Annotated in this window: 18 protein-coding genes and 1 pseudogene; 12 read left to right on the plus strand and 7 right to left on the minus strand. The window is 54.8% G+C overall.

What is annotated here, in order from left to right; all coding sequences use genetic code 11:
• Window positions 1-127: 127 nt before the first annotated feature.
• Window positions 128-2,593 carry an N-6 DNA methylase gene (locus PG899_RS16870; protein WP_270697512.1) on the minus strand — a complete coding sequence of 822 codons (2,466 nt, stop codon included), beginning with the start codon at window positions 2,591-2,593 and terminating at the stop codon, window positions 128-130.
• A 259-nt stretch (window positions 2,594-2,852) separates the two neighbouring features.
• Here PG899_RS16870 and PG899_RS16875 point away from each other — a divergent pair, with 259 nt between their 5' ends.
• From PG899_RS16875 to PG899_RS16885, 3 genes are all read left to right on the plus strand, one after another.
• Complete coding sequence (locus tag PG899_RS16875; RefSeq protein ID WP_270697513.1) at window positions 2,853-3,446, plus strand: TIR domain-containing protein; 594 nt, start codon at window positions 2,853-2,855, stop codon at window positions 3,444-3,446.
• A 269-nt stretch (window positions 3,447-3,715) separates the two neighbouring features.
• The gene (locus PG899_RS16880) at window positions 3,716-4,900 is read left to right on the plus strand and encodes a toll/interleukin-1 receptor domain-containing protein (RefSeq protein WP_223917576.1); all 1,185 of its coding nucleotides are present in this window, start codon (window positions 3,716-3,718) and stop codon (window positions 4,898-4,900) included.
• Window positions 4,897-5,718 (plus strand): hypothetical protein, encoded by an 822-nt coding sequence (locus PG899_RS16885; RefSeq protein ID WP_223917578.1) that lies wholly within the window; start codon window positions 4,897-4,899, stop codon window positions 5,716-5,718. Before PG899_RS16880 ends, PG899_RS16885 begins: the two co-directional genes overlap by 4 nt.
• Window positions 5,719-5,931: 213 nt before the next feature.
• Here the strand turns inward: PG899_RS16885 and PG899_RS16890 are convergent, their stop codons facing one another.
• The 3 genes and pseudogenes from PG899_RS16890 to PG899_RS16900 form a co-directional block, all read right to left on the minus strand.
• Window positions 5,932-6,600, minus strand: a complete 669-nt coding sequence (locus PG899_RS16890; protein WP_270697514.1) for an inovirus Gp2 family protein — start codon at window positions 6,598-6,600, stop codon at window positions 5,932-5,934.
• 351 nt (window positions 6,601-6,951) lie between these two features.
• On the minus strand, window positions 6,952-7,134 hold the full coding sequence (locus PG899_RS16895; protein ID WP_270697515.1) for a helix-turn-helix transcriptional regulator: 183 nt from the start codon (window positions 7,132-7,134) through the stop codon (window positions 6,952-6,954).
• A 137-nt stretch (window positions 7,135-7,271) separates the two neighbouring features.
• A pseudogene (locus tag PG899_RS16900) lies at window positions 7,272-7,511 on the minus strand (transposase family protein); the annotation flags it as partial.
• Between the two features lie 418 nt (window positions 7,512-7,929).
• Here PG899_RS16900 and PG899_RS16905 point away from each other — a divergent pair.
• Complete coding sequence (locus tag PG899_RS16905; RefSeq protein ID WP_270697516.1) at window positions 7,930-8,802, plus strand: hypothetical protein; 873 nt, start codon at window positions 7,930-7,932, stop codon at window positions 8,800-8,802.
• Between the two features lie 255 nt (window positions 8,803-9,057).
• Here PG899_RS16905 and PG899_RS16910 read toward each other — a convergent pair whose 3' ends face one another.
• The 3 genes from PG899_RS16910 to fdhD all read right to left on the minus strand — a co-directional run bounded on the left by PG899_RS16910 (window position 9,058) and on the right by fdhD (window position 13,775).
• The gene (locus tag PG899_RS16910) at window positions 9,058-10,371 is read right to left on the minus strand and encodes a tyrosine-type recombinase/integrase (protein ID WP_270697517.1); all 1,314 of its coding nucleotides are present in this window, start codon (window positions 10,369-10,371) and stop codon (window positions 9,058-9,060) included.
• 322 nt (window positions 10,372-10,693) lie between these two features.
• Window positions 10,694-12,982, minus strand: a complete 2,289-nt coding sequence (locus tag PG899_RS16915) for an FdhF/YdeP family oxidoreductase (protein ID WP_077098278.1) — start codon at window positions 12,980-12,982, stop codon at window positions 10,694-10,696.
• Window positions 12,969-13,775 (minus strand): formate dehydrogenase accessory sulfurtransferase FdhD, encoded by an 807-nt coding sequence (gene fdhD / locus PG899_RS16920; protein ID WP_179101546.1) that lies wholly within the window; start codon window positions 13,773-13,775, stop codon window positions 12,969-12,971. The genes PG899_RS16915 and fdhD overlap by 14 nt, the downstream gene beginning before the upstream one ends.
• A gap of 149 nt (window positions 13,776-13,924) precedes the next feature.
• On the opposite strand from fdhD, the gene PG899_RS16925 reads away from it, so the two are divergent.
• From PG899_RS16925 to PG899_RS16960, 8 genes are all read left to right on the plus strand, one after another.
• The gene (locus PG899_RS16925; protein WP_077098282.1) at window positions 13,925-14,839 is read left to right on the plus strand and encodes a LysR family transcriptional regulator; all 915 of its coding nucleotides are present in this window, start codon (window positions 13,925-13,927) and stop codon (window positions 14,837-14,839) included.
• A gap of 414 nt (window positions 14,840-15,253) precedes the next feature.
• Window positions 15,254-15,826 (plus strand): TetR/AcrR family transcriptional regulator, encoded by a 573-nt coding sequence (locus PG899_RS16930; protein WP_179101550.1) that lies wholly within the window; start codon window positions 15,254-15,256, stop codon window positions 15,824-15,826.
• Window positions 15,827-15,847: 21 nt separating this feature from the next.
• On the plus strand, window positions 15,848-16,657 hold the full coding sequence (locus PG899_RS16935; protein WP_077098386.1) for a winged helix-turn-helix domain-containing protein: 810 nt from the start codon (window positions 15,848-15,850) through the stop codon (window positions 16,655-16,657).
• A complete protein-coding gene (locus PG899_RS16940) occupies window positions 16,657-17,172 on the plus strand; it encodes a FidL-like protein (RefSeq protein WP_024946440.1) in 516 nt (171 codons plus the stop codon). Before PG899_RS16935 ends, PG899_RS16940 begins: the two co-directional genes overlap by 1 nt.
• Before the next feature lie 724 nt (window positions 17,173-17,896).
• Entirely contained in the window at window positions 17,897-18,175 is a 279-nt protein-coding gene (locus tag PG899_RS16945) for a BMC domain-containing protein (RefSeq protein WP_010634659.1), read from the plus strand.
• A 16-nt stretch (window positions 18,176-18,191) separates the two neighbouring features.
• The gene (locus tag PG899_RS16950; RefSeq protein WP_011705244.1) at window positions 18,192-18,476 is read left to right on the plus strand and encodes a BMC domain-containing protein; all 285 of its coding nucleotides are present in this window, start codon (window positions 18,192-18,194) and stop codon (window positions 18,474-18,476) included.
• Window positions 18,477-18,487: 11 nt separating this feature from the next.
• Window positions 18,488-18,769, plus strand: coding sequence for a BMC domain-containing protein (locus PG899_RS16955; protein WP_017408466.1), 282 nt, complete (start codon window positions 18,488-18,490; stop codon window positions 18,767-18,769).
• A 53-nt stretch (window positions 18,770-18,822) separates the two neighbouring features.
• Window positions 18,823-20,409, plus strand: coding sequence for an acetaldehyde dehydrogenase (acetylating) (locus tag PG899_RS16960; RefSeq protein ID WP_252411069.1), 1,587 nt, complete (start codon window positions 18,823-18,825; stop codon window positions 20,407-20,409).
• Window positions 20,410-20,428: the final 19 nt, after the last annotated feature.

A 20,428-nucleotide genomic window follows, 5' to 3' on the forward strand; every position in this document is an offset into this window, starting at 1 on the left:
ATGGATACCGTGTCTCCTTTCCCGGGGAATGGCTATGGCACAGCGAAGGTGTAGCACTATTGGGATCAGTTATTTAGCTCGCATTGACCCCATCCATTTAGATCGTGGTTTGTTTTTTTCGAGACGTTCATAGTGCCCACTCCAGCCCCATGGCCTTCAGATGGGTCGCCACCTTGGCTTCCAGCTCGCTAACGCTCTTGGTGAGCTGTGGCAGGGAGCTGCTATAGCGCTCCTCCAGCTCCTTGACCCGAGTTGCCAGTTGCTGGGTGACCCGCTCAATCTCGGCTTCCAGTGCTGCATACAGGCTCGCTTGCCACTTGTCCTCCACCAGCAGGGTTTTGATCTCGGCATCGTCAAGTTTGGGGTAGCGGGCAAACACGGCCTTATCCAGCGCGTCGCTCGCCTCTTTATGGGCTTTTTTGGCACTGGCTTCGGTATCGAATAGCGTTTGTGCCTGCTTAAGCGCCTCTTTTTCTTCTCTGTCGGTGGCCAGCTTCAGGCGCGCCTTGACGCTGGCGGCCGTAACTTTTTCCTTGTCATTGAGTGCCTCGACGAGGCCCCCCTCTTCACCGCTCTGCTCCTCGATAAAGCTCTCCAGTGCCTGGCTGGCTTCATCGAGCGCTGTTTGCAGCTTATCCAGCGCCTGCTGCTGCTTGCTAAAGAAGCGGGCCACCAGCAAGGCGGGCGGGATAAGCTCGGCCTTGAATTTGGCCTTGCCGATCACGAGATCGGCGCTCTCTTTCTGCTTCTCGCCCTTCTCCACCTTCAACTCGCGCAGCACCCGGCCCGCCTCCCAGCCATCTTGCGACAGCACATAGAGATCGTCTTGCAGCTGGCTCTGCCAATAGTCCATCAACAGCTGATAGATGGCGTAGGGGTCGAGCAACTCGCCAAGGCCCGCGCTGCGGTATGCCTCCAGCAGTGCCTCGCTTATCTCCTCGATCAGCGCCTTAGGGGAATCGCCCTTGGCAAACTCCGGCAACTGGCAGGCCGCAAACCAGTCGCTGAACGGCGCCAGTGCCGCCTGCTTGAAGCGGGTAAATTCGTCATGGGCCAAAATGGTGCCCCTGACCTTGGCGGCTGGCACCTGCGCCTGGCTGTAGCCAGGGCGCAGCGGCGCAAACAGGGTGGTTTTCAGGGTCGGGAAGATCTGCCAGTAGGAGCCGAGCGCTTCGATATCTCGCTCTGGGATGCCCCCTTGCAGGTGAGCGGCCAAATCGTGAAGATCCTCGCCGTCGCTGCCGTCGATATAACGCGGGATATTGAGGTTGTAATCGTTGGCGGCGATTTCAGCGAGCGGCACCCAGCGGCTGTAGCCATCCAGCGTCAGGCCACGGGTGAAGGTATCGACAATCAGGTGGATATCCTGCTCGCGCAGCCGGTTCTTGTTGCCATCTTTGATAAAGCCGCGGCTGGCATCGACCATCAAGATCCGCTGCTGCTCGCTGCTGGCCCCTGTGGGATTGAAGGCGCGTGCCTGGGTGTGCTCCTTGTCGATCACGATAATGCAGGCAGGGATGCCGGTGCCGTAGAAGAGGTTGGCGGGCAGGCCGATGATCCCCTTGATGTAGCCTTGTTTCAGCAGGTTCTCGCGAATGCGCGCCTCGGCATTACCACGGAACAGCACGCCGTGGGGCAGGATCACCGCGCCCTTGCCGGTACTCTTCAGGCTCTTGATGATGTGCAGCAGGAAGGCGTAATCGCCGTTTTTCTCGGGCGGTACGCCCCAGTTGAAGCGATCGAATGGATCGTGCTCGGCATCGAGCCCGCTGGTCCAGTTCTTGTTGGAAAACGGCGGGTTGGCCACCGCGAAGTCGAAGGTCTTGAGGGCACCGTTCGCCTCTTTCCATTGCGGATCGGCCAGGGTATTGCCTTTCCACACCTTGGCTGTCGGGTTGTCGTGCAGGATCATGTTCATCCGTGCCAGCGCCTGAGTGGCGTTGTCCATCTCCTGCCCGTAGATGGAGAGCCCCTTGGGACCGGCCTCATCGCTCGCCTTGAGCAACAGGGAGCCCGAGCCGCAGGTGGGATCGTAGACGGTGGCATCTTGCGGAGTCTGGCGGCTGATGCCGATCACCTTGGCCAGAATGCGCGACACCTCGGCTGGGGTATAGAACTGCCCCTTGGACTTGCCCGACTCGGTGGCGAAGTGACGCATCAGGTATTCGTAGGCATCCCCCAGCAGATCGTCCCCTTCGGTACGGTTGGCCGAGAGATCGAGCCCTTCGAAGATAGCCACCAGCTTGGAGAGACGGTCGGTCATCTCCTTGCCCTTGCCGAGCTTGTCCTCATCGTTGAAGTCAGCAATGGTGATAATCCCTTGCAGATCGTTGGCAACGGCCAGCGCACTGATGATGCGGTTGATCCCCTCGCCAATCTCCTTGCTGCCCTTGAGGGCCACCATGTCATCGAAGCTCGCCCCACCCGGCACCTCGATCATGGCGTAGGGGTTGCCCTTGGCCTTGTCGGAGACGTATTTCACAAACAAGAGGGTCAGCACGTAGTCCTTGTACTGGGAGGCATCCATCCCGCCACGCAGCTCATCACAGCTTGCCCAGAGGGAGGAATAGAGTTCGTTCTTCTTGATGGCCATGGAATACCCGGAGATTGAGACGAGATTAAGGGGAGCACCAAAGGCGCACGATTGCGGGCTAGTTTACCCACTCGTAGCCTTTGCGACCATGTTTTGAGTCACATCAACTCGACGGTGTCGGCTATCGTCTCACTTTGGCACAGGCGATGCGGGGTTGAGAGGGGATGACCATTCCATTAACAACGCCAACAAACAGTCACACAGATAGGCAATACCTTTTGGGCATAAGCGTTTGTCGGGAACACATAGAAGCGATAGAGTGTTGGCATTACAAATGCGTGGGGGGTTTGAAATGGCTTACACAGGTATCAAGAGGAAGGTTTTCATTTCTCACTACAAGGGTGATAAAAACGAAGTTAACGCATTCATCGATGAGTTTGCTAATAAGCACAAGGTATTCACTCCATATGTGCTTGGTGCCAACGAGAATGATGATTTCATCAACAGCACAAATCCTACCTATGTGATGTCCCAAATTAGAAAGAAGTATTTACAGGACACGACAGTCACTATTGTGCTTGTTGGAAGTTGCACCCATAGCCGGAGATACGTCGACTGGGAGCTCAAGAGTTCACTTCAACAAGGTGAGACATTGCCAAATGGTGTCATGGGCATCATCCTCCCGAGTCAAGGTAATACTGCCAATATGCCGCCACGCTTGAATGAGAATTGGACGAAAGGACACATTGACTGCTACGCGAGATATTGGATCTATCCGAGAACACCTGAGGAACTAGGTCAATGGATTGAAGATGCGTATGCGGCTAGAACGTCGCGCGCCAAGTTCATCAAGAACTCGCAGGAAATGATGAAGTACAACAGGAAATGTTTGGTGTGCGGCATGACGCACTGATGCAGTCAGCCTCCGCGTTGCCCTTGTCTATCGCCCACCTTTAAAGCCATTGAGGACGCTCATGGGTGATGACGTTTGAGAGGGTTTGTCTCGCGACAAAGTGCCTGTAATGCATAAAGTTTTTGTCAGTTATCGCCACTATGGTGGTCAAACTTATTACTGCGCCCTCTCGACCACGTTTCATGATATTTATGCCGTAATTTACGCCCACGCACTGGAACCTAAAGCAGGTAGCGAAGACGTAGACTGCACAATAATTGAGACTATCTATGACCGATCTGACACGCCCGCTCCTAGTTCTTTACGTCATTTGGCATCCTGATTTCGCAGAGGGTGGTGCGATAGCTGATGTTCTGCGAGAGCATTTCCGTCGCAAGCTCTATGAGAACATTGCGGGCGGTACTGGCCTTAGTGTTATCTATCGCTATGCCGCCGCCCCAGGGTTAGTAGGCCCCTTGCCAATAGACCTCAACGAGGCGGAAACAACTGCCATAGTGGTTCTGGCCGACCCTAGCTTGGTAGCTGACACGGCCTGGACCGGATATGTCCAAGAACTCGTAGAGCAGACCGAACAGGCCGGTCTCGGCGCCCGGGTATTTCCAGTTGCTATTGAATCTGGGGTGCTGGGAAGCTTGGGAGTAGCAGAACAAGCACTGCGTTGGGACCTCTGGATGGGTTCCCAGGAAGAACATCACCAACAGTTGACGGCCGAGTTAACCTACGAGTTCTGTCGGATGCTACGCCACTATCTTGAGCATCTGAAGCGCCCTGCCGAGGACGAAGCGGCGCTGGAGGCGTATCTTAAGAAGGTCCAAATCTTCCTCAGCCACTCAAAACATGATGAGGATGGTGTGCGTATCGCGAAAGCGATACGCACACAGCTGCACGAAGGCCATGGGCTAGCAAGCTTTTTCGACGTGCATGACATCCCTGCTGGCCTGCGTTTCCAGAAAGTGCTGCTCCAGCAGGTGCGCGTGAGTGCTATGGTGGCGATTCACACCGATTCCTATTCCTCCCGTGAGTGGTGCCGACGCGAAGTGATTGAGGCTAAGCGCTGGAATGTGCCACTTGTGGTAGCCAACAGCATCAGCGATATAGACGAACGCGCTTTCCCGTACATGGGCAATGTGCCGGTCGTGCGCTTAGAACCACATGGGGCCAGCCGAATCGACTTCGTAATCGGCCGCCTCCTTGACGAGGTGCTGAAGGATTTCCTATGGCGCTGTCGAGTGGAGCTCGCCCGAGGAGTATCCGACCCGACAGTGGTCTTCCTACCGAGGCCGCCTGAGCTTATCTCGCTCGCCAGTCTTCCCCCGGCAGAAGATGTACCGGAGGCATTAATCGTCTATCCGGACCCGCCGCTCAGCGCGGAGGAGGAACGCTTGTTTGCGGAGGTTGCTCCAAGAATTCAGTTGCGTAGTTTGACCGAATGGATGGCAGGAGCGGTGCGATGAGCTATGAAGAGGTGCTTGGACAGCAGGTTATAGCCATCTCCATCTCGGAGAGCCCGGATATGCCCGCTCTGGGCTTGAGTGATGGGCACCTGCGTGATGCCATGGCGGAAATTGCGCGCCACCTACTCGCGCTTGGGGCTCGCTTAGTATACGGGGGCGACCTTCGTCAGCACGGGTTCAGTGAGTTGCTTTTCGAACTAGTTTCTCGACATCGGCGCGATTCTGCAGAGAACGACTACCATGCAGACGTAATGAACTTCCTGGCATGGCCGGTTCATATCCTACAGCCGGCCCCTAGCCTTAAGTCGACGGTGGACGACCTCGAAGGTAGTGCCGAACTTGTCTGCTTGCAGCTCGACGGTACGCGGTTACCGTTGGATGAACGGTTGAGATTAGCCCAACAACAGCCAACGGAAGCCGAGTGGTCAGATGGACTGACCGCGATGCGCCGAACCATGTTAGCGGTGTCTGATGCCCGGATCGTGCTTGGAGGCCGGGTGGACAAATACAAGGGCTCTATGCCGGGCATCGCTGAGGAAGCGCTGATGTCATTACAGAGCGGACAGCCGCTGTACCTGATGGGAGGTTTCGGGGGCTGTACCCGCGACATCACCGAAACAATCGGTCTCGTGCAACCTTGGGCCACGTCGCATGCGGCGTGGCAGGGCCGAGCCGAATTTGAACGGTTTTCAGTTGCAGCCCTGAACAATGGTCTATCTGTTGAGGAGAACCAAATGCTTGCTATGACCCCACATGTAGACCTAGCAGTGATGCTCATCCTGCGTGGGCTGATGCGTGTGGCAAGGCCGACTAATTGACTTCGGGTGGTTTACGGGAAGTTATTATATACCTAAGTCTCCCCCGGCAAAGCCGGGGGCTTTAGTAGTTTTGTTCGTCCCTCAAAGCGCACCGATAAGCTTCTCACCACCCAGGGCGAGAGCGTGAACAATTTGTTAGAAACTCCCGGGTTGCATGTCATCCCTCACAACTAAAACTAAAGAAGAGAACACCTTACCATCTCCATCTAGGTGTTATTTATTCGTCCCCCCGAAACACTGATATCCCACTCCACGGCGCTTAGTTTCCCTTTTGGCAAGGTAGGCTGCATGAAGCAGCACTTTTTTTATAGCTACTGGATCATCGGAGAAAATTTCGTGCTGTCCCTTCTCTGAGAATTGAACCAACCCTCGCTCCGTGCAAAAATCAATTGATAAATCCTCTTCAAAGACGGCTCGATGCCAAGCCACTCTGATTTTGTTTGCCAGATTCATATTCTTAGACTTAAAATTCCCCAGAGAGCAATAGGCTTCCCCATTTAAGAAAAACATCAAATGATAATGTGGAACTACAGCCTCAGCTGTTTGCTCTCTCGCCCAAACGTATCTAATCGTTGTTTTGCGAACCCTTTTTCCATTTGTAGCTTGGCGTATCTGATCCAGCACAAACAACTTTTCAAGCTCCGCAAAAAATGCTTTCAGCACCGCACCATGATAGCGTGAATTACCACCCGATAGCATCCTAGTGAAAATATTATCAGGGAAGTGAAGGTCAACTCTAAAAGCAAAGACCCTAGGGTATTTGGCAAAAGCATCACTCATCACAGAAATGATTTTAATGAGATTGTCTTTCTCGAAAGAATACCCACGTTTTTGGTAATGGCGTTCAGCTGCTGCCAGATACTCATTAAGGTTGTCAAACATAGTAATCTCCATAAAACAGAAGCATGAGCACATTCTACGAATAGATGCCCATATTAGATTTGGGGTAGCAGTTTGCAAGTGTGCACTTGCATTGATGGTTTGAAACAGCGTTGTCAGCTTAGCGATATGGTGGGCTATGGATTGAGTTATACCGGTGGTTGCTAACTCCTGCCATACTTGTGCTGTCGCACCGCATACGCAGTGTGCAGTTTTATTAAGTGTGTAGTTATATATTAATATTGCCGGCATCAAAACCTTAACCCTCAAGGCAGCCAACTTACTCTAATGCCTGATGGAATGAGGTCTACAGTCTCAGCATGTAACAAAACAAGATCGGTAATTCGTCAGAAATTAGCTCCCTCTAAGACTTTTTTTATCCTCAATCCAACTCTCAACTTCACTAACAACCCATGCAACTGCTCTTGGACCTACCCTGATAGGGTCGGGAAATGTCCCTGCTTTAACTTGACGGTAGATTGAGGCCTTGGATAGCGATGTCATTTCGATAACGTCTTTCAATTTCAGTAGTTTCATGATGTGCCCTCCTTGTCGTCCATAGGAGAGGGTTCTCATGTAAAAAATGCGATGCGATGGCTCTTAGCAATCCATCTCCAGCCTGCAAGCGACTCGCCCCTGCCTCGGTGCGATCGACTTTTTACGGCGTGCATTCACTCGAGCCGTGACACCACTCTGGCAATGGTATCGTCCACCGGTAGCCCGTTGGGAAACAGCCCTCGCTGCTGGAGCCAGTCGAGGTAGGCCTCGCCAAAGTCTTCGATATCATGCCAGCCTTCGGCACCGCCGATAACGGCGCACAGCTTCAGGACATCAAATAGCGAGTAGGAAATCTTGGCGGTTTGCCGCGGGTCTTTCAGGTCGGCGAAGTATCGAGAAAAAGCATCAATGGGCACGGTAAGCCTCCCGTAAAAGGGAGCATAAGATCACAGCCTGTGCGCTCGGTCAAATGAGGTTGTGTCGCTCAAAATACGTTCGCGACCTCACCCTGCCAGTAGGCCAAGGAGAGGACGGGGCCGATGGTATTAATTGCCAATGACCCCCTATTCAATCACGCTTTAGAGTGGCATTAACCAAAGACAGGTGCGCTTGGCATGCATGTCCTAACCAAGTGCTCCGTCGAAATGCTTGAGGAGCATTCCGCTGCTTAACATGCTGTCTGTCATATGGGATTTCCCGATCAATGTCGGTGGTCATACTTCAGGCGTTTCATCATAGATAGAGCGCATGATTTTTATAGCAATGTCATTGACATAAAAGTATTTTATGTCAATAGTTATGCATATTGTATTTTTTGCATAATGAGATATAACCATGACTAATCGCATAACATTTAATGTTGAAAATATGGATACGATACGTGCGCTAGATAATTATTGCAAATCACAAAACATTTCTCGCTCGAAGGCAATTAGTGCATTACTGCAATCTACTGTTCCGGCTCTCAATGATATTACCTTCTATCATCAACTAGGAAATGAATTAAACAGGCGACTGTTATCTGAAATTTATCGAAAGGACTTGCCGCGCAGAGAAAAAACAATTCAAATTGATGCGGTAAAATATTGCCAATCTGTTTTCGAAAACGATTTATTGGTATATAAATATTATCTGTTAGAGAGCAATGTTGACGTAAAAAGTGATCCTTCAGGTTGTGTTATATTCGACAAGGTTAACGACAATGAAGTGGGAATATATGAACAGGCACACTTAGATAACATATGCAAGGTTGGGATTAGAATTATCAAGCAGTGTGCGAGAAAAGATCAAACGCATGACTACTACTCATGTTATATAAGTTTAAAAAGGAAATTTAAATTTAGTGTGGAAAAACCAAATGATAATATTCCAAAATATAAGCGAGTAATTAATGATGGATTCTTCCTTTACTTAAAGGATGTGGTCTGCGACGGCTTCTTTTTTGATATTGAAAAAACAACCATCATTAAAACCATTAACGTTTTTTCTGTTGGCATCAATGGGGTTGCAGATACATCAAAGGATTCTCGGGTATATTGCTGGATCCCCATTGAGTATTGCGGTGACTGCGTTGTTATTGTACCAGTATATAGATTAGATCAACTTACTAAACCAATATTAAAAAATCCAAATAAAATGACCTTAGTTCTCAACAATATAGAGTTTACCTTTCCGGATTACAGAAACATAACTCCCCCTAAAATTTAGCCCACTACAGTGAATATATTTTGGTCGCGGTAGGAATGGTGGTCACCCACCACCCTCGCACAGATCCGGACGTGCGTCTGCGTTAATGCAGTCACGGTGAACACTTACGCCACCTTTATGAAATGTTGATTACATCACACTTCTCAGCATTTATGTTTGATCTTATTACACCAACAAGATTAATAATCTAATAAATACACAAAAAAACAAACAATCACCCTAATTCGCATTCCTGAACATATTGGAAGGATTTTGTCATTTTTTTCTAAACTCAACGGCAATCACATTCCCTGTGTCATTTTCTCTAACTAAGTCAGTAATCACTGACTTCATGAATCCCCCCCATGACAAGAATAATTTCCGCAACTTATCCGCCATACCTCCAACTTGGTATGTTCTAATCAAACGGTCTTTTGGTACATGGTTAAGCAATAACTCAATCAAACGTTCCGGAGCATCTAGATATTCAGCGGCACCAGTTGCAACACTCCTACGCAGATCATGTGGACTAAATGGTTCAAACTCAGCCAGATATCTTAATCTAACCCGTTCTAATGCTTTTGTAACTGCATCCCCCGTAATTGGGTGTCCAAACCTAGTCGTTGATTCAAACACATAATGACTTTGAGAGAATTTTCGCTGCTGCTCTAGAATATCTAAGGCTAGAGGAGATAATGTAACAACATGACTTCGTCCATTCTTCGTTTCTGGAATCGTCCAACGTTCACCATTAATTTGTTCCCACTTCATAGCTACGGCTTCTGAACGCCGGACCGCAGTCAAACAAATTAGTCGTAAACAATTTGCTACCGAAAGAGACAACACCACATTAGAAGCTATACCACGTCCTCCACTCGCTTTAGCGCCGGCTCCTGATGTTGCCTGATCAAGTGCAAGCCATAATCTCCTTAATTCCTCTTTAGTCAGCCACCGTTCACGGGGAGGCGGCATTGATGCTCCAAACATGGCTGGTTTTAACAGTCGAGCGGGATTAATTTCAATGTAGCCTTGAAGAACAGCATGATCCAAACATTGATTCAGCACGATTAATCCCTTGCGTGTCCCTTCAGCCGTATCTACTTGGCGAAAATGCTCATACAGTACGGCACGTGACAAGTCACAAACACGAAGATTGCCCAACACTCTTTCAATATGGCGTGTAAAGGTTCCCTCATAGTCAGCCAGTGTCCTTGGACCTATTGGCTTTGACTTGGCGCGTAGCATCAACCAATCACGATACACTTCCCGCAGTGTTGGCATCTGGGTGTTTTTGATCTTGGCCTCTTTCGCTGCCTGGCGCGGATCAATTCCCTGCTTCACAAAAGCAACTGCATCAGCATGGGCGAGACGAGCGGCAGCTAAACTCATAGCGGGGTGACTCCCCAGCAGCAACTCTCCTTCTTTTCCAGCCAATTTGTAACGATAGATAAAACGCTTCAAACCGTGACTACGAAGCTCCAACTTCAAGCCGCCACCATGCTTGGACTGAACTGCAAACCGCTGCACTGTTGCACCTTCTCTCAGGGTCGCAGCAGAGATTTCTGTAGCTGTATTGAGTAGCTTGTTCACCACGTTTCATACCCCTCTCCATACCCCGCTTTTGTGATGATATGGCGTGGAACTACCTGAGACAACATGAGACTTCAGGAAGAAAATAACTTATTAATTTAAATGGTGTTTTTATAAATTATCGCTCTTAGTGAAACTTCTTGATTCTATAACAATCTGGATTCGTAATGCGAAGGTCGGGGGTTCGACTCCTCTTACCGGCACCAATCACGCAAACAACAACGCCGCATGTCTTATGCGGCGTTGTTGTTTATAGGATGTCCGGGCTCTGCAGCAGAGGGCTGGCAGGCTTGAACCGGCTCAAGCCTGCAAACCTCTCAGCTCATAGCAGCAACAGATTGTCCTGTTGACGGGAGGCGGTCACCAGCACCGGGATGGACTTGGAGGTCGGGGTAAACGAGCCCGCCCCTATGCTGTCGATGGGCACTAGCGGGTTGGTCTCCGGATAGTAGGCCGCGATGTTGCCACGCGGGATCTGGTAGATCACCACCACAAAACCGGTCACGCAGCGCTCGCGCCCATCGTTGCAGATGGCCGCCATGTCGACCCGATCCCCTTCGGCAAAGCCAAGCTGGCGAGCATCGGCCTCGTTCATGAACACCACGTTGCGCTGGCCCTTGATGCCGCGATAGCGGTCATCCATGCCGTAGATGGTGGTGTTGTACTGATCGTGAGAGCGCAGGCTCTGCAGCAGCAACACTGGCTGATCCACCATCTGCTCGGCATGGCGGGTACACTCCGGCAACACTGATTGCGGCAGGGTGCTGGCACGAAACTCGGCACTGCCGCTGGCGGTATTCCAAGTCAGCAGCGCCGCGGAGTTATCGAGATGAAAACCGCACGGTTGCTGGATGCGGGCATTGAAATCGGCAAAACCGGCGATGGTCTGCTCGATGAGATCGCGGATACGGCCATAGTCATCGCGCAGGGCCAGCCAGTCGACCCGCTCGCTGCCCACGGTGGCATGAGCCATCCGCGCGACTATATCAGTCTCGGAGAGGCAGAGCGGCGACACCGGCTCGGCCGCGCCGGTCGAGGCGTGCACCATGCTGAAGGTGTCCTCCACCGTGATCTTCTGGTTGCCGCTGCGCTGGATATCGAGCTCGGTGCGGCCGAGGCAGGGCAGGATCAGCGCCGCCTTGCCCACCTGCAGATGACTGCGGTTGAGCTTGGTGCTTATCTGCACATTGAGCCCGGCTTTTTTCATCGCCCCGTAGGTGAAGTCGGTATCGGGCGCCGCTGCCGCCAGGTTGCCACCCAGGCAGATGAGCACCTTGCTCTTGCCCTCGTCCAGCGCCTTGAGCGCTTCGTAAACATTGTGACCACGAGCCCGTGGCAGGTTCACCTGCAGGTGACGCTCAAGCCGGTCGATAAAGGCGGCGGTCGGCTTTTCGTTGATCCCCATGGTGCGGTTGCCCTGCACATTGCTGTGGCCCCGTACCGGACAGAGCCCCGCCCCCGGCTTGCCAATCTGGCCGCGCATCAGGTGCAGGTTGACGATTTCACGAATGGTATCGACCGAGTGTAGATGCTGGGTGACCCCCATGGCCCAGCAGCTGATGATGCTCTGGCTGGCGGCAAACACCCGGGCGGCCTGCACGATCTCGGCGCGAGTCAGGCCGGACTGCTGCTCGATTGCCGCCCAGTCGGTGGCACGCACCTGCGCCTCGTACTCGGCAAAGTGGCGGGTGTGGCGGGCGATGAAGTCGCGATCCACCGCCTCTGGCGCCTCTTCCAAGATGTACTTGGCCATGCCACGGATGGCGGCCATGTCGCCACCCAGTTTCGGCGTCAGGTACTGGTGGCTGATGGTGGTGGCCGCCGGGGTCAGCAGCTCGAGCGGGCTCTGCGGGCTGGCGAAGCGCTCAAGGGCCACCTCTTTCAAGTTGTTGAAGCTGACGATCTTGCAGCCGCCGCGCGCCGCCTGGCGCAGGGCATTCATCATGCGCGGATGGTTGGTACCCGGATTCTGGCCATAGACGAACACCGCATCGGCCTGATCGAAGTCATCCAGCACCACAGTCCCCTTGCCGATGCCGACCGACTGGATCAGCGCCACCCCGCTCGCCTCGTGGCACATGTTGGAGCAGTCGGGGAAGTTGTTGGTGCCAAACAGGCGGCCAAACAGCTGATAAAGATAGGAGGCCTCGTTGCTGGCACGCCCCGAGGTGTAGAACTCCACCTCGTCCGGGCTATTCAGCCCCTTGAGGGTGTCGGCAATCAGGGCGAAGGCATCGTCCCAGCTTACCGGCTCGTAGTGATCGGTCGCCTGGTTGTAGCGCATCGGCTCGGTCAGCCGCCCCTGATACTCGAGCCAGTAGTCGCTCTGGGTGGCCAGCTGGCGCACCGAGTGGGCGGCGAAGAACTCGGCCCCCACCGTCTTGCCGGTGGACTCCCAGGCCACCGCCTTGGCGCCGTTTTCACAAAACTGGAAAGTGCCGTGGTCGTTGTCACCCCAGGCACAGCCCGGGCAGTCGAAGCCGTCGGTCTGGTTGACCCGCAGCAGGTTCTTGATGTTCTGACGGGTCTTCTGGCTGCGCAGCACCTGTTTCATGGTGGATTGCAGGGACGAAAAACCGCCGGCTTTGGCGGGCTTTTCAATATGACTCATGGCACTCTCCGATGGGATCCGCCGGGCGATAGCTCGAATAGCTGACCGGGGCATCAAACTTGGGAATATGAACGACGTTGAGGTTGTATTTGAGGGCCAGCCTGATCGCCAGCTGGCTGGGCGATGCCAGACAGATGAGGTGACGGGCACCAAAGCGGGCGGCTTTTTGCACCAGCTCGCTGCCGCAGCGGCTGGTCACTACTAGGGTGTCGCACGCACTGTGCCGACGCAGCAGCAGGCCGATCAGCTTGTCGAGGGCATTGTGGCGCCCGATATCTTCCCGGCAGTGCAGGATCCGCCCCTCGGCATCCAGCGCCAGCGCCGCATGCAGGGCGCCATGCTGCTGTCCCTTGAGCTGCCACTGGGCGATCTGCGGGCGCAGCCCCGCCAGCAAGGCCCCATCCAGCGGCGGCGTCAGCGGCAACACCGATAGTGCGGGCAGCGCCTGCTCCACCGCCGCCACACCGCAGATGCCGCAACCGGTCGCCCCGGTCAGCCGGCGCTTGTGCTGGGTCAGAGCGGCCAGGGAGCGGTTGGCGATGGTCACATCCAGCACCATCCCCTGCTCGGCCGGCCCAATCTGGATGTCGTGGACCTCGTGGTTGTGCCGGATGATCCCCTCGCCAAACAGAAAGCCGACGGCAAAGTCGTCGAGATCGTCCGGGGTCACCATCATCACCGCATGGTTGATGCCATTGATGTTGATGGCGACGGCTACCTCCTCCACCAGATGATCCAGTGAAGGCGAGGCAGGCAAATTGACGGGGATGTCGACGGGCGTGTAGGCAGGCATGCAGGTTGGCCTAAAAAATGCAAACTGCATTCAAGTTTAGAGAGGCGGCAGACGCAAAACCAATGAAATAAATCTATATGGCAATAGAGTTGTTCTATTGACGGCGTTTTTTCAATTGATTAATTTTTAGATTCATCCTCTCCTCCCGAATGATCATGAACATCAAGCAGCTGCACTATTTCCACGAACTGGCCAAACACCAGCATTTTGCCAGAGCGGCCAAGGCCTGCCACATCACCCAGCCGACCCTCTCAGCCAGCATCACGGCGCTGGAGAAGAACCTCGGCACCGATCTGGTGGTGCGTACCAGCCAGTTTGTCGCCCTCACCGAAGCGGGCGAGCTGGTGCGCCAGTATGCCGAGCGGATGCTGCTGGAGCAGGAGGCGCTCAAGCAGGAGCTGGCACTGTTTCATGGCGAGCTCTCCGGCACCTTGCGCATCGGTATCGTGCCCCAGTCCAATGTCGACATCATGCCGCTCATCGCCCGCTGCAAGCAGCGCTACCCCGACATCGTCATCCGTCTCTCGGTGCTCAGCAACGAAGCCCTGCTGTCACAGCTGGAGCTGCACCAGTGCGATATCGGGCTGGGGTTTGACGAGCCGCTCACCGGTGCCGCCAGACAGACCTTCCACCTCTATCCCCAGGGCAACAACCAGATGGCGGTGCTGATGAACCGCGACGAGGCGGATCAGCACCTCCCCGGCAACGAGCTGACCCTGACCGCACTGCAGCAGCGGCCGCTGGTACTGCCCAGCCGCACCATGCAGTTTCGCAAGTATCTGGACCGCGCCGCCGAGCGGGCCGGCATCCGGCTTGACGTGGTGCTGGAAACCGATTCCCTGTTTCACCTGGTGAGCGCCGTGCGCCACCGGCTGGGCTGGGCCATCGTCAGTGCCGGCCTCGCCCGATCCGCCAGCAAGCTCTCGGATCTGCTCTGCCTGCCGCTGGCGCCGCAACGCGACATCGGCCATACCGCCTTCATCACCCGCCAGCACAGCATCACCCCCGCCATGCGCGCCTTCCTCGAACTGGTGCAAGAGGCAGACGCCCCTCTTGAAAAATAAGGTGACGCCAACAAACACACTGCTTTTTTATATTTCTGCCATGGCCAAAGGTGGCAGAAATATATACCTTACCACTGAAAACAATCGCGCCGTGGTTAAATAGAAGAGATAAACACTCAGGAAAATGATTGCTGCAATGAGGTAAGTAAATGACAGCTTAATCCCTATTCCGACTCCTTTAAATAGTTATTCTTCATTGAGAACGACTTTAACCAGGAGATAAAAAAGTCGTGATTCACCGACAAATCAAGTTCTCAAGCAAATCCAATTTAAATATTTAAAGCGACGCTTTCATCTTTATTTAAAGGTTATTTGTGAAGCACCACACAATAACGACTTTTCCTCCCGTTCCCCATTTCCTCATATTGATGGCGATCAAGAATGAACATACCGTCTGGTCGGTATGATTGGGCCATGAACATCGAAACCCAACATAGAAAAAAAGACCCTGTACGTCTTTATCGACAACTGCTGGAGTCGGCCGCCACCATCGCCGGCCGGGATGGTATCGCCGCCCTGTCCTTGAACGCCGTCGCCTATGAGGCCGGGGTGAGCAAGGGGGGCTTGCTGCACCACTTCCCCAACAAGCAGGCGCTGATCTTTGCCCTGTTTGCGCGTCTGCTGGCCATCATGGAAGAGGCCATCTCAGCGCTGATGGCGGCAGACAAGACCGCCTACGGCCGCTTTACCCGTGCTTACCTGCACTATCTCTCTGCTCCTGAATTGACGGACACCCAGGAGAGCCGCCAGCTGATGGTGCTCTCGCTGGCCATGCCGGATGAGCCGGTGCTGCGACAATGCTGGCGTGACTGGATGCTGGCGCATCTGGCACAAGGGGATGATCTGGATAATGGCCATACCGGCACCCTGGTACGTTATGCCGCAGACGGCATCTGGCTATCGGAATTGACCGAAGGGCGCACCATGAGCACCGAGCACCGTCAGGCGCTGGTCAAGACCCTGCATAATATGACACTCCCCACGTGAAGCTGATGGATTGAGGCCGAGATGCGCTACCACATCAATGCCCGCTTCATTTATGACGCGACCGATGGTTCCCTGACTCAGCGGGAAAGCGTTGAGCCGGACAGCCAATTATCCATCACCGCCAATGCGCTGTTTTATTTTTTCTTGCGAAATACCGGAATTGTCAGCCGCGAAGAGGTGCTTAAAAAAGTCTGGGACGATAACGGATTAACCTCATCGAACAGCAACCTCAACCAATACCTGAGCATATTGCGCAAGGCTTTTCGCCACTACGATATCGACAATATCATCATCACGGTGTCGCGCGGTTATTTGCAGCTCAATCCTGAGGTCATCATCGAGCCTATTGAAAATGCGCCTGCACCGGCCATTGAAATAGTGCCTTCGCCCTCCACGGTGGCCGCCGCCGAGCCGGCATTCGACCCTGCCGAATGGCCACTTCCCCTCACCCCCCGTTCACGCGGCATCTGCTGGTACATCGCGGGGGGCTGCATGCTCGCGTTTGCCCTCATGCTGCTGGCATTTGGTCTGTTGAATGGCCGTGAGCCGCGCCCCGTCACCCTGACTGGGATCCCCAACAGCCAGTGCGAATTGCTGGCCAGCGACGAGATGCTGCGCTCGGTCAGCGCCACGACCTATGGTGAGCATTTCGAACAGGTGCGCCAGCGTTTGAACATCAGCTGCAAACCGGGCGAGCGTTTTTTGTTTTTCTACGGGGACAGACTGGAAACCAACGGCCTGGGCCGGGTATTTCTGGCCCACTGCGCCATGCATGAAGACAACCCGTTCAGCTATTGCGACAACTATTTCTACTACTCCTGGAAGCCGTGATGAGACTTGCGCCGCGTCCCTTCTTTCTCTTCTCCTGCACCCTGTTCCTCGCCGCGGCACTCTATGCCTGCTACCAACTGCCCAGCGAAAATGATGGCGTCATGAGCTGCGCCACCAAAGGCATCATGCGCTTTGAGGACATGCACAAAGAGAACGTCAACGGCAACATCCACTTCAATTTCGGCCGCCAAGGGAAAGGCTCCATGGTGGTTGAAGGCTATACCGATTCGGCCGCAGGCTGGCTCTACCTCCAGCGCTACGTCACGTTTACCTACAGCAGCAACCGGGTCTCCGCCACCGAGCGTCAGTACCGCATCAACAAATGGGAAGCGAGCGCCTCCTCCATCGATCAATCGCCGGACGTCATCTTCGACTACTTCATGCGCGAGATGTCCGACAGTCACGATGGGCTGTTTCTGAGTGCCCAGCGGCTCAATCAGCAGGCCATACTGCTGAGCTCCATCAACTCGCCGCTCTGGATCTGCACCCTCAAATCCGGTAGCGAACTGAACTAGTCCCGGCAATACGGCGGATACCCCGGCCCAAGCGTCGATGACGCGCACGTATCGCCCTGCCCCCACAAGCTGACTCGCGCAAGCCCCTGATAACTTTGCCCTCATGCGGCCTGTCCGCCTGTTTGTCCTGAAGGCAATGCCGTGGTGATTGCCTGCCACCCCTTCCCCCGACTGCACATCCGTACCGACAAGACGCCCCTTGCGCATCACCAGGCAGGACCGGCACCCGCAACTTTTCCAGCCCGCCCCATCCCCCCTCGCGCCGGCATCCACATCACTCACACCCCGCTCTCAATGCAGCCTCATCCCGTCTGACCCGCCATCACCACCCTTATCTCTTCTTCCCGTCACACCCGGCTCACTTTTTACATTTAGCCTCGCCGACAAAACATGAGCTCCGCCACAGTTAACAGCCGGCCAAATTACCTCTCGGCCCCCATCAACCAACAACTCATTAACATCGACCAACGATCTTTTCCCGGGCCTGAATTCAGCCTTATGCAAGACGAAAACAGCCTCGTGGTTGCAGCATAAATAGATAAATAAGGCTTATAGAAATCATAAATTCAGAACAACAAACTAAATATCTCAGTTTTACAGATTCAAATTCCACAAATGCCGCCAGTACCTATAGTGGCGATTGAACGCCGCAACCGTGGCTCAACGCCGTAACACGGACGGGGTTCCTTAACCACACCACACAATCTGTTCTGAGGAGATCACCATGGGTGATGCATTGGGGCTTATCGAAACCAAAGGTCTGGTGGCCTGCATTGAAGCCGCGGATGCCATGTGCAAATCCGCCAACGTGGAGCTGATCAGCTATGAAAACATCGGCTCCGGCCTGGTCACCGTCATGGTGAAGGGGGATGTCGGCGCGGTGAAAGCGGCGGTGGATTCCGGCGTGGAGTCGGCACAGCGCATCGGTGAAGTGGTGACCTCGCTGGTCATCGCCCGTCCGCACAACGACATCAACAAAATCGTCATTAAACACAAGGCTTGAGGCCGGGAGATCGCAAATGGGTGATGCATTGGGTTTGATTGAAACCAAGGGCCTGGTGGCCTGCATTGAAGCGGCGGATGCCATGTGCAAAGCCGCCAACGTTGAGCTGATCGGCTATGAGAACGTCGGCTCTGGCTTGGTCACCGCCATGGTGAAAGGCGACGTAGGGGCCGTGAAAGCCGCGGTGGACTCCGGCGTGGAATCCGCACAGCGCATCGGTGAAGTGGTGACCTCGCTGGTCATCGCCCGCCCGCACAACGACATCAGCAAGATTGTCGCCCACTACAAAATTGCCGAATAACGGGAGAGAACATGATGAAAGAAGCGCTTGGTCTGATTGAGACCAAAGGCCTGGTGGCCTGCATCGAAGCGGCAGATGCCATGTGCAAGGCCGCCAACGTCGAGCTGATCGGCTATGAGAACGTCGGTTCTGGCCTGGTCACCGCCATGGTGAAAGGCGACGTCGGCGCGGTCAATGCGGCGGTGGATTCCGGTGTGGAAGCGGCGAAACGCATTGGCGAAGTGGTGACCTCTCGCGTCATCGCCCGCCCGCACAACGACATCGAAAAAATCGCGGCGCAGCACAAGGCATGACCTGAGAGGGCACGCCCCGCCCGCACTTTTTTAGTCTGATGAAGGATAGATTCATGATTGAACTCGATACCGATTTGCTCTCCCGCCAGAACGCGAGAGAACTGGTGCGCAACGCCAAACAGGCGCAGGTGATTATGGCCACCTTTTCGCAGCAGAAAATCGACGCCATCGTGAAGAACGTGGCCGAAGAAGCCGCGCGCCATGCCGAAACGCTGGCGAAAATGGCCGCAGAAGAGACCGGTTTTGGCAACTGGCAGGACAAGGTGCTGAAAAACCGGTTCGCTTCGCTGCACGTTTACGATGCCATCAAAGAGATGAAGACCGTCGGGATCATTCATGACGATCAGGTGAAAAAAGTGATGGATGTGGGCGTGCCGCTGGGCGTGATCTGCGCGCTGGTACCCTCCACCAACCCCACCTCCACCATCTTCTACAAAACCCTGATCGCCCTCAAGGCGGGCAATGCCATCATCTTCTCGCCGCACCCGGGCGCACGCCAGTGCAGCTGGAAAGCCATCGAAATCGTCAAGCGCGCCGCCGAAGCCGCCGGTGCCCCGGCGGGCATCGTGGACGGTGTCACCCAGCTGACCCTGGAGGCCACCTCCGAGCTGATGCACAGCAAGGACGTGTCGCTGATCCTGGCAACCGGTGGCGAAGGCATGGTGCGCGCGGCCTATGCCTCCGGCACCCCGACCATCAGCGGCGGCCCGGGCAACGGCCCGGCCTTTATCGAGCGCAGCGCCGACATTCACCAAGCGGTGAAGGACATCATCACCAGCAAGACCTTCGACAACGGCGTGATCTGCGCCTCCGAACAGTCGATCATCGTCGAACGCTGCATCTATGACGAGGTTCATCGCGAGCTGGCGGCCCAGGGCGCCTACTTCATGAACGAAGACGAAGCCGCCAAGATGGCTGCCCTGCTGCTGCGCCCGAACGGCACCATCAACCCGAAAGTGGTGGGCAAGACGGCGCTCCATCTCAGCCAGCTGGCCGGTTTCAGCGTCCCCCCCAGCACCCGCGTGCTGGTGGCAGAACAGACCACCGTCTCCCACAGCAACCCCTACTCCCGTGAAAAGCTCTGCCCGGTGCTCGGCCTCTACGTGGAAGAGGAGTGGCGCGCCGCCTGTCATCGGGTGGTCGAGTTGCTGACCAACGAAGGGCTGGGCCACACCCTGGTGATCCATACCCGCAACCAGGACGTGATCCGCCAGTTCAGCCTTGAAAAACCGGTCAACCGGATCCTGATCAACACCCCGGCCGCCCTCGGCGGCATCGGTGCCACCACCAACCTCACGCCGGCACTGACCCTCGGCTGCGGCGCCGTCGGCGGCGGCTCCAGCTCCGACAACGTCGGCCCGATGAACCTGCTCAACATCCGCAAGGTGGGTTACGGCGTGCGCACCATCGAAGAGTTGCGCGCCCCCATCCAGCCGGTTGCAGTGCAGCCCACCTGCGCCGCCCCGGCAGCGCCCCAGCCCTGCAGCATCCTCGACGATGCCCGCTTCAGTGCCCCAGCGCCAGCCTGCCACAGCACCGACGACCGCTTTGCCGGCGCCAGCGCCGAGGTCGGCGGCGAGATCAGCGAGCAGAACGTGGAGCGGGTCATCCGTCAGGTGCTTGAGCGCCTTGGCAAGTAACCCATTGAGATAAGGCGAT

Source organism: Aeromonas sp. QDB39, from assembly GCF_027707585.1.
In the GTDB taxonomy this organism is placed as follows: Bacteria; Pseudomonadota; Gammaproteobacteria; order Enterobacterales; family Aeromonadaceae; genus Aeromonas; species Aeromonas hydrophila.

Excerpts from the sequence above, each read along its gene's own strand:
- PG899_RS16870 (WP_270697512.1), bottom strand. The coding sequence starts at position 2,593 with ATGGCCATCAAGAAGAACGAACTCTATTCCTCCCTCTGGGCAAGCTGT.
- PG899_RS16880 (WP_223917576.1), top strand. The coding sequence starts at position 3,716 with ATGACCGATCTGACACGCCCGCTCCTAGTTCTTTACGTCATTTGGCAT.
- PG899_RS16885 (WP_223917578.1), top strand. The coding sequence starts at position 4,897 with ATGAGCTATGAAGAGGTGCTTGGACAGCAGGTTATAGCCATCTCCATC.
- PG899_RS16890 (WP_270697514.1), bottom strand. The coding sequence starts at position 6,600 with ATGTTTGACAACCTTAATGAGTATCTGGCAGCAGCTGAACGCCATTAC.
- PG899_RS16895 (WP_270697515.1), bottom strand. The coding sequence starts at position 7,134 with ATGAAACTACTGAAATTGAAAGACGTTATCGAAATGACATCGCTATCC.
- PG899_RS16905 (WP_270697516.1), top strand. The coding sequence starts at position 7,930 with ATGACTAATCGCATAACATTTAATGTTGAAAATATGGATACGATACGT.
- PG899_RS16915 (WP_077098278.1), bottom strand. The coding sequence starts at position 12,982 with ATGAGTCATATTGAAAAGCCCGCCAAAGCCGGCGGTTTTTCGTCCCTG.
- fdhD (WP_179101546.1), bottom strand. The coding sequence starts at position 13,775 with ATGCCTGCCTACACGCCCGTCGACATCCCCGTCAATTTGCCTGCCTCG.
- PG899_RS16925 (WP_077098282.1), top strand. The coding sequence starts at position 13,925 with ATGATCATGAACATCAAGCAGCTGCACTATTTCCACGAACTGGCCAAA.
- PG899_RS16930 (WP_179101550.1), top strand. The coding sequence starts at position 15,254 with ATGAACATCGAAACCCAACATAGAAAAAAAGACCCTGTACGTCTTTAT.
- PG899_RS16935 (WP_077098386.1), top strand. The coding sequence starts at position 15,848 with ATGCGCTACCACATCAATGCCCGCTTCATTTATGACGCGACCGATGGT.
- PG899_RS16940 (WP_024946440.1), top strand. The coding sequence starts at position 16,657 with ATGAGACTTGCGCCGCGTCCCTTCTTTCTCTTCTCCTGCACCCTGTTC.
- PG899_RS16945 (WP_010634659.1), top strand. The coding sequence starts at position 17,897 with ATGGGTGATGCATTGGGGCTTATCGAAACCAAAGGTCTGGTGGCCTGC.
- PG899_RS16950 (WP_011705244.1), top strand. The coding sequence starts at position 18,192 with ATGGGTGATGCATTGGGTTTGATTGAAACCAAGGGCCTGGTGGCCTGC.
- PG899_RS16955 (WP_017408466.1), top strand. The coding sequence starts at position 18,488 with ATGATGAAAGAAGCGCTTGGTCTGATTGAGACCAAAGGCCTGGTGGCC.
- PG899_RS16960 (WP_252411069.1), top strand. The coding sequence starts at position 18,823 with ATGATTGAACTCGATACCGATTTGCTCTCCCGCCAGAACGCGAGAGAA.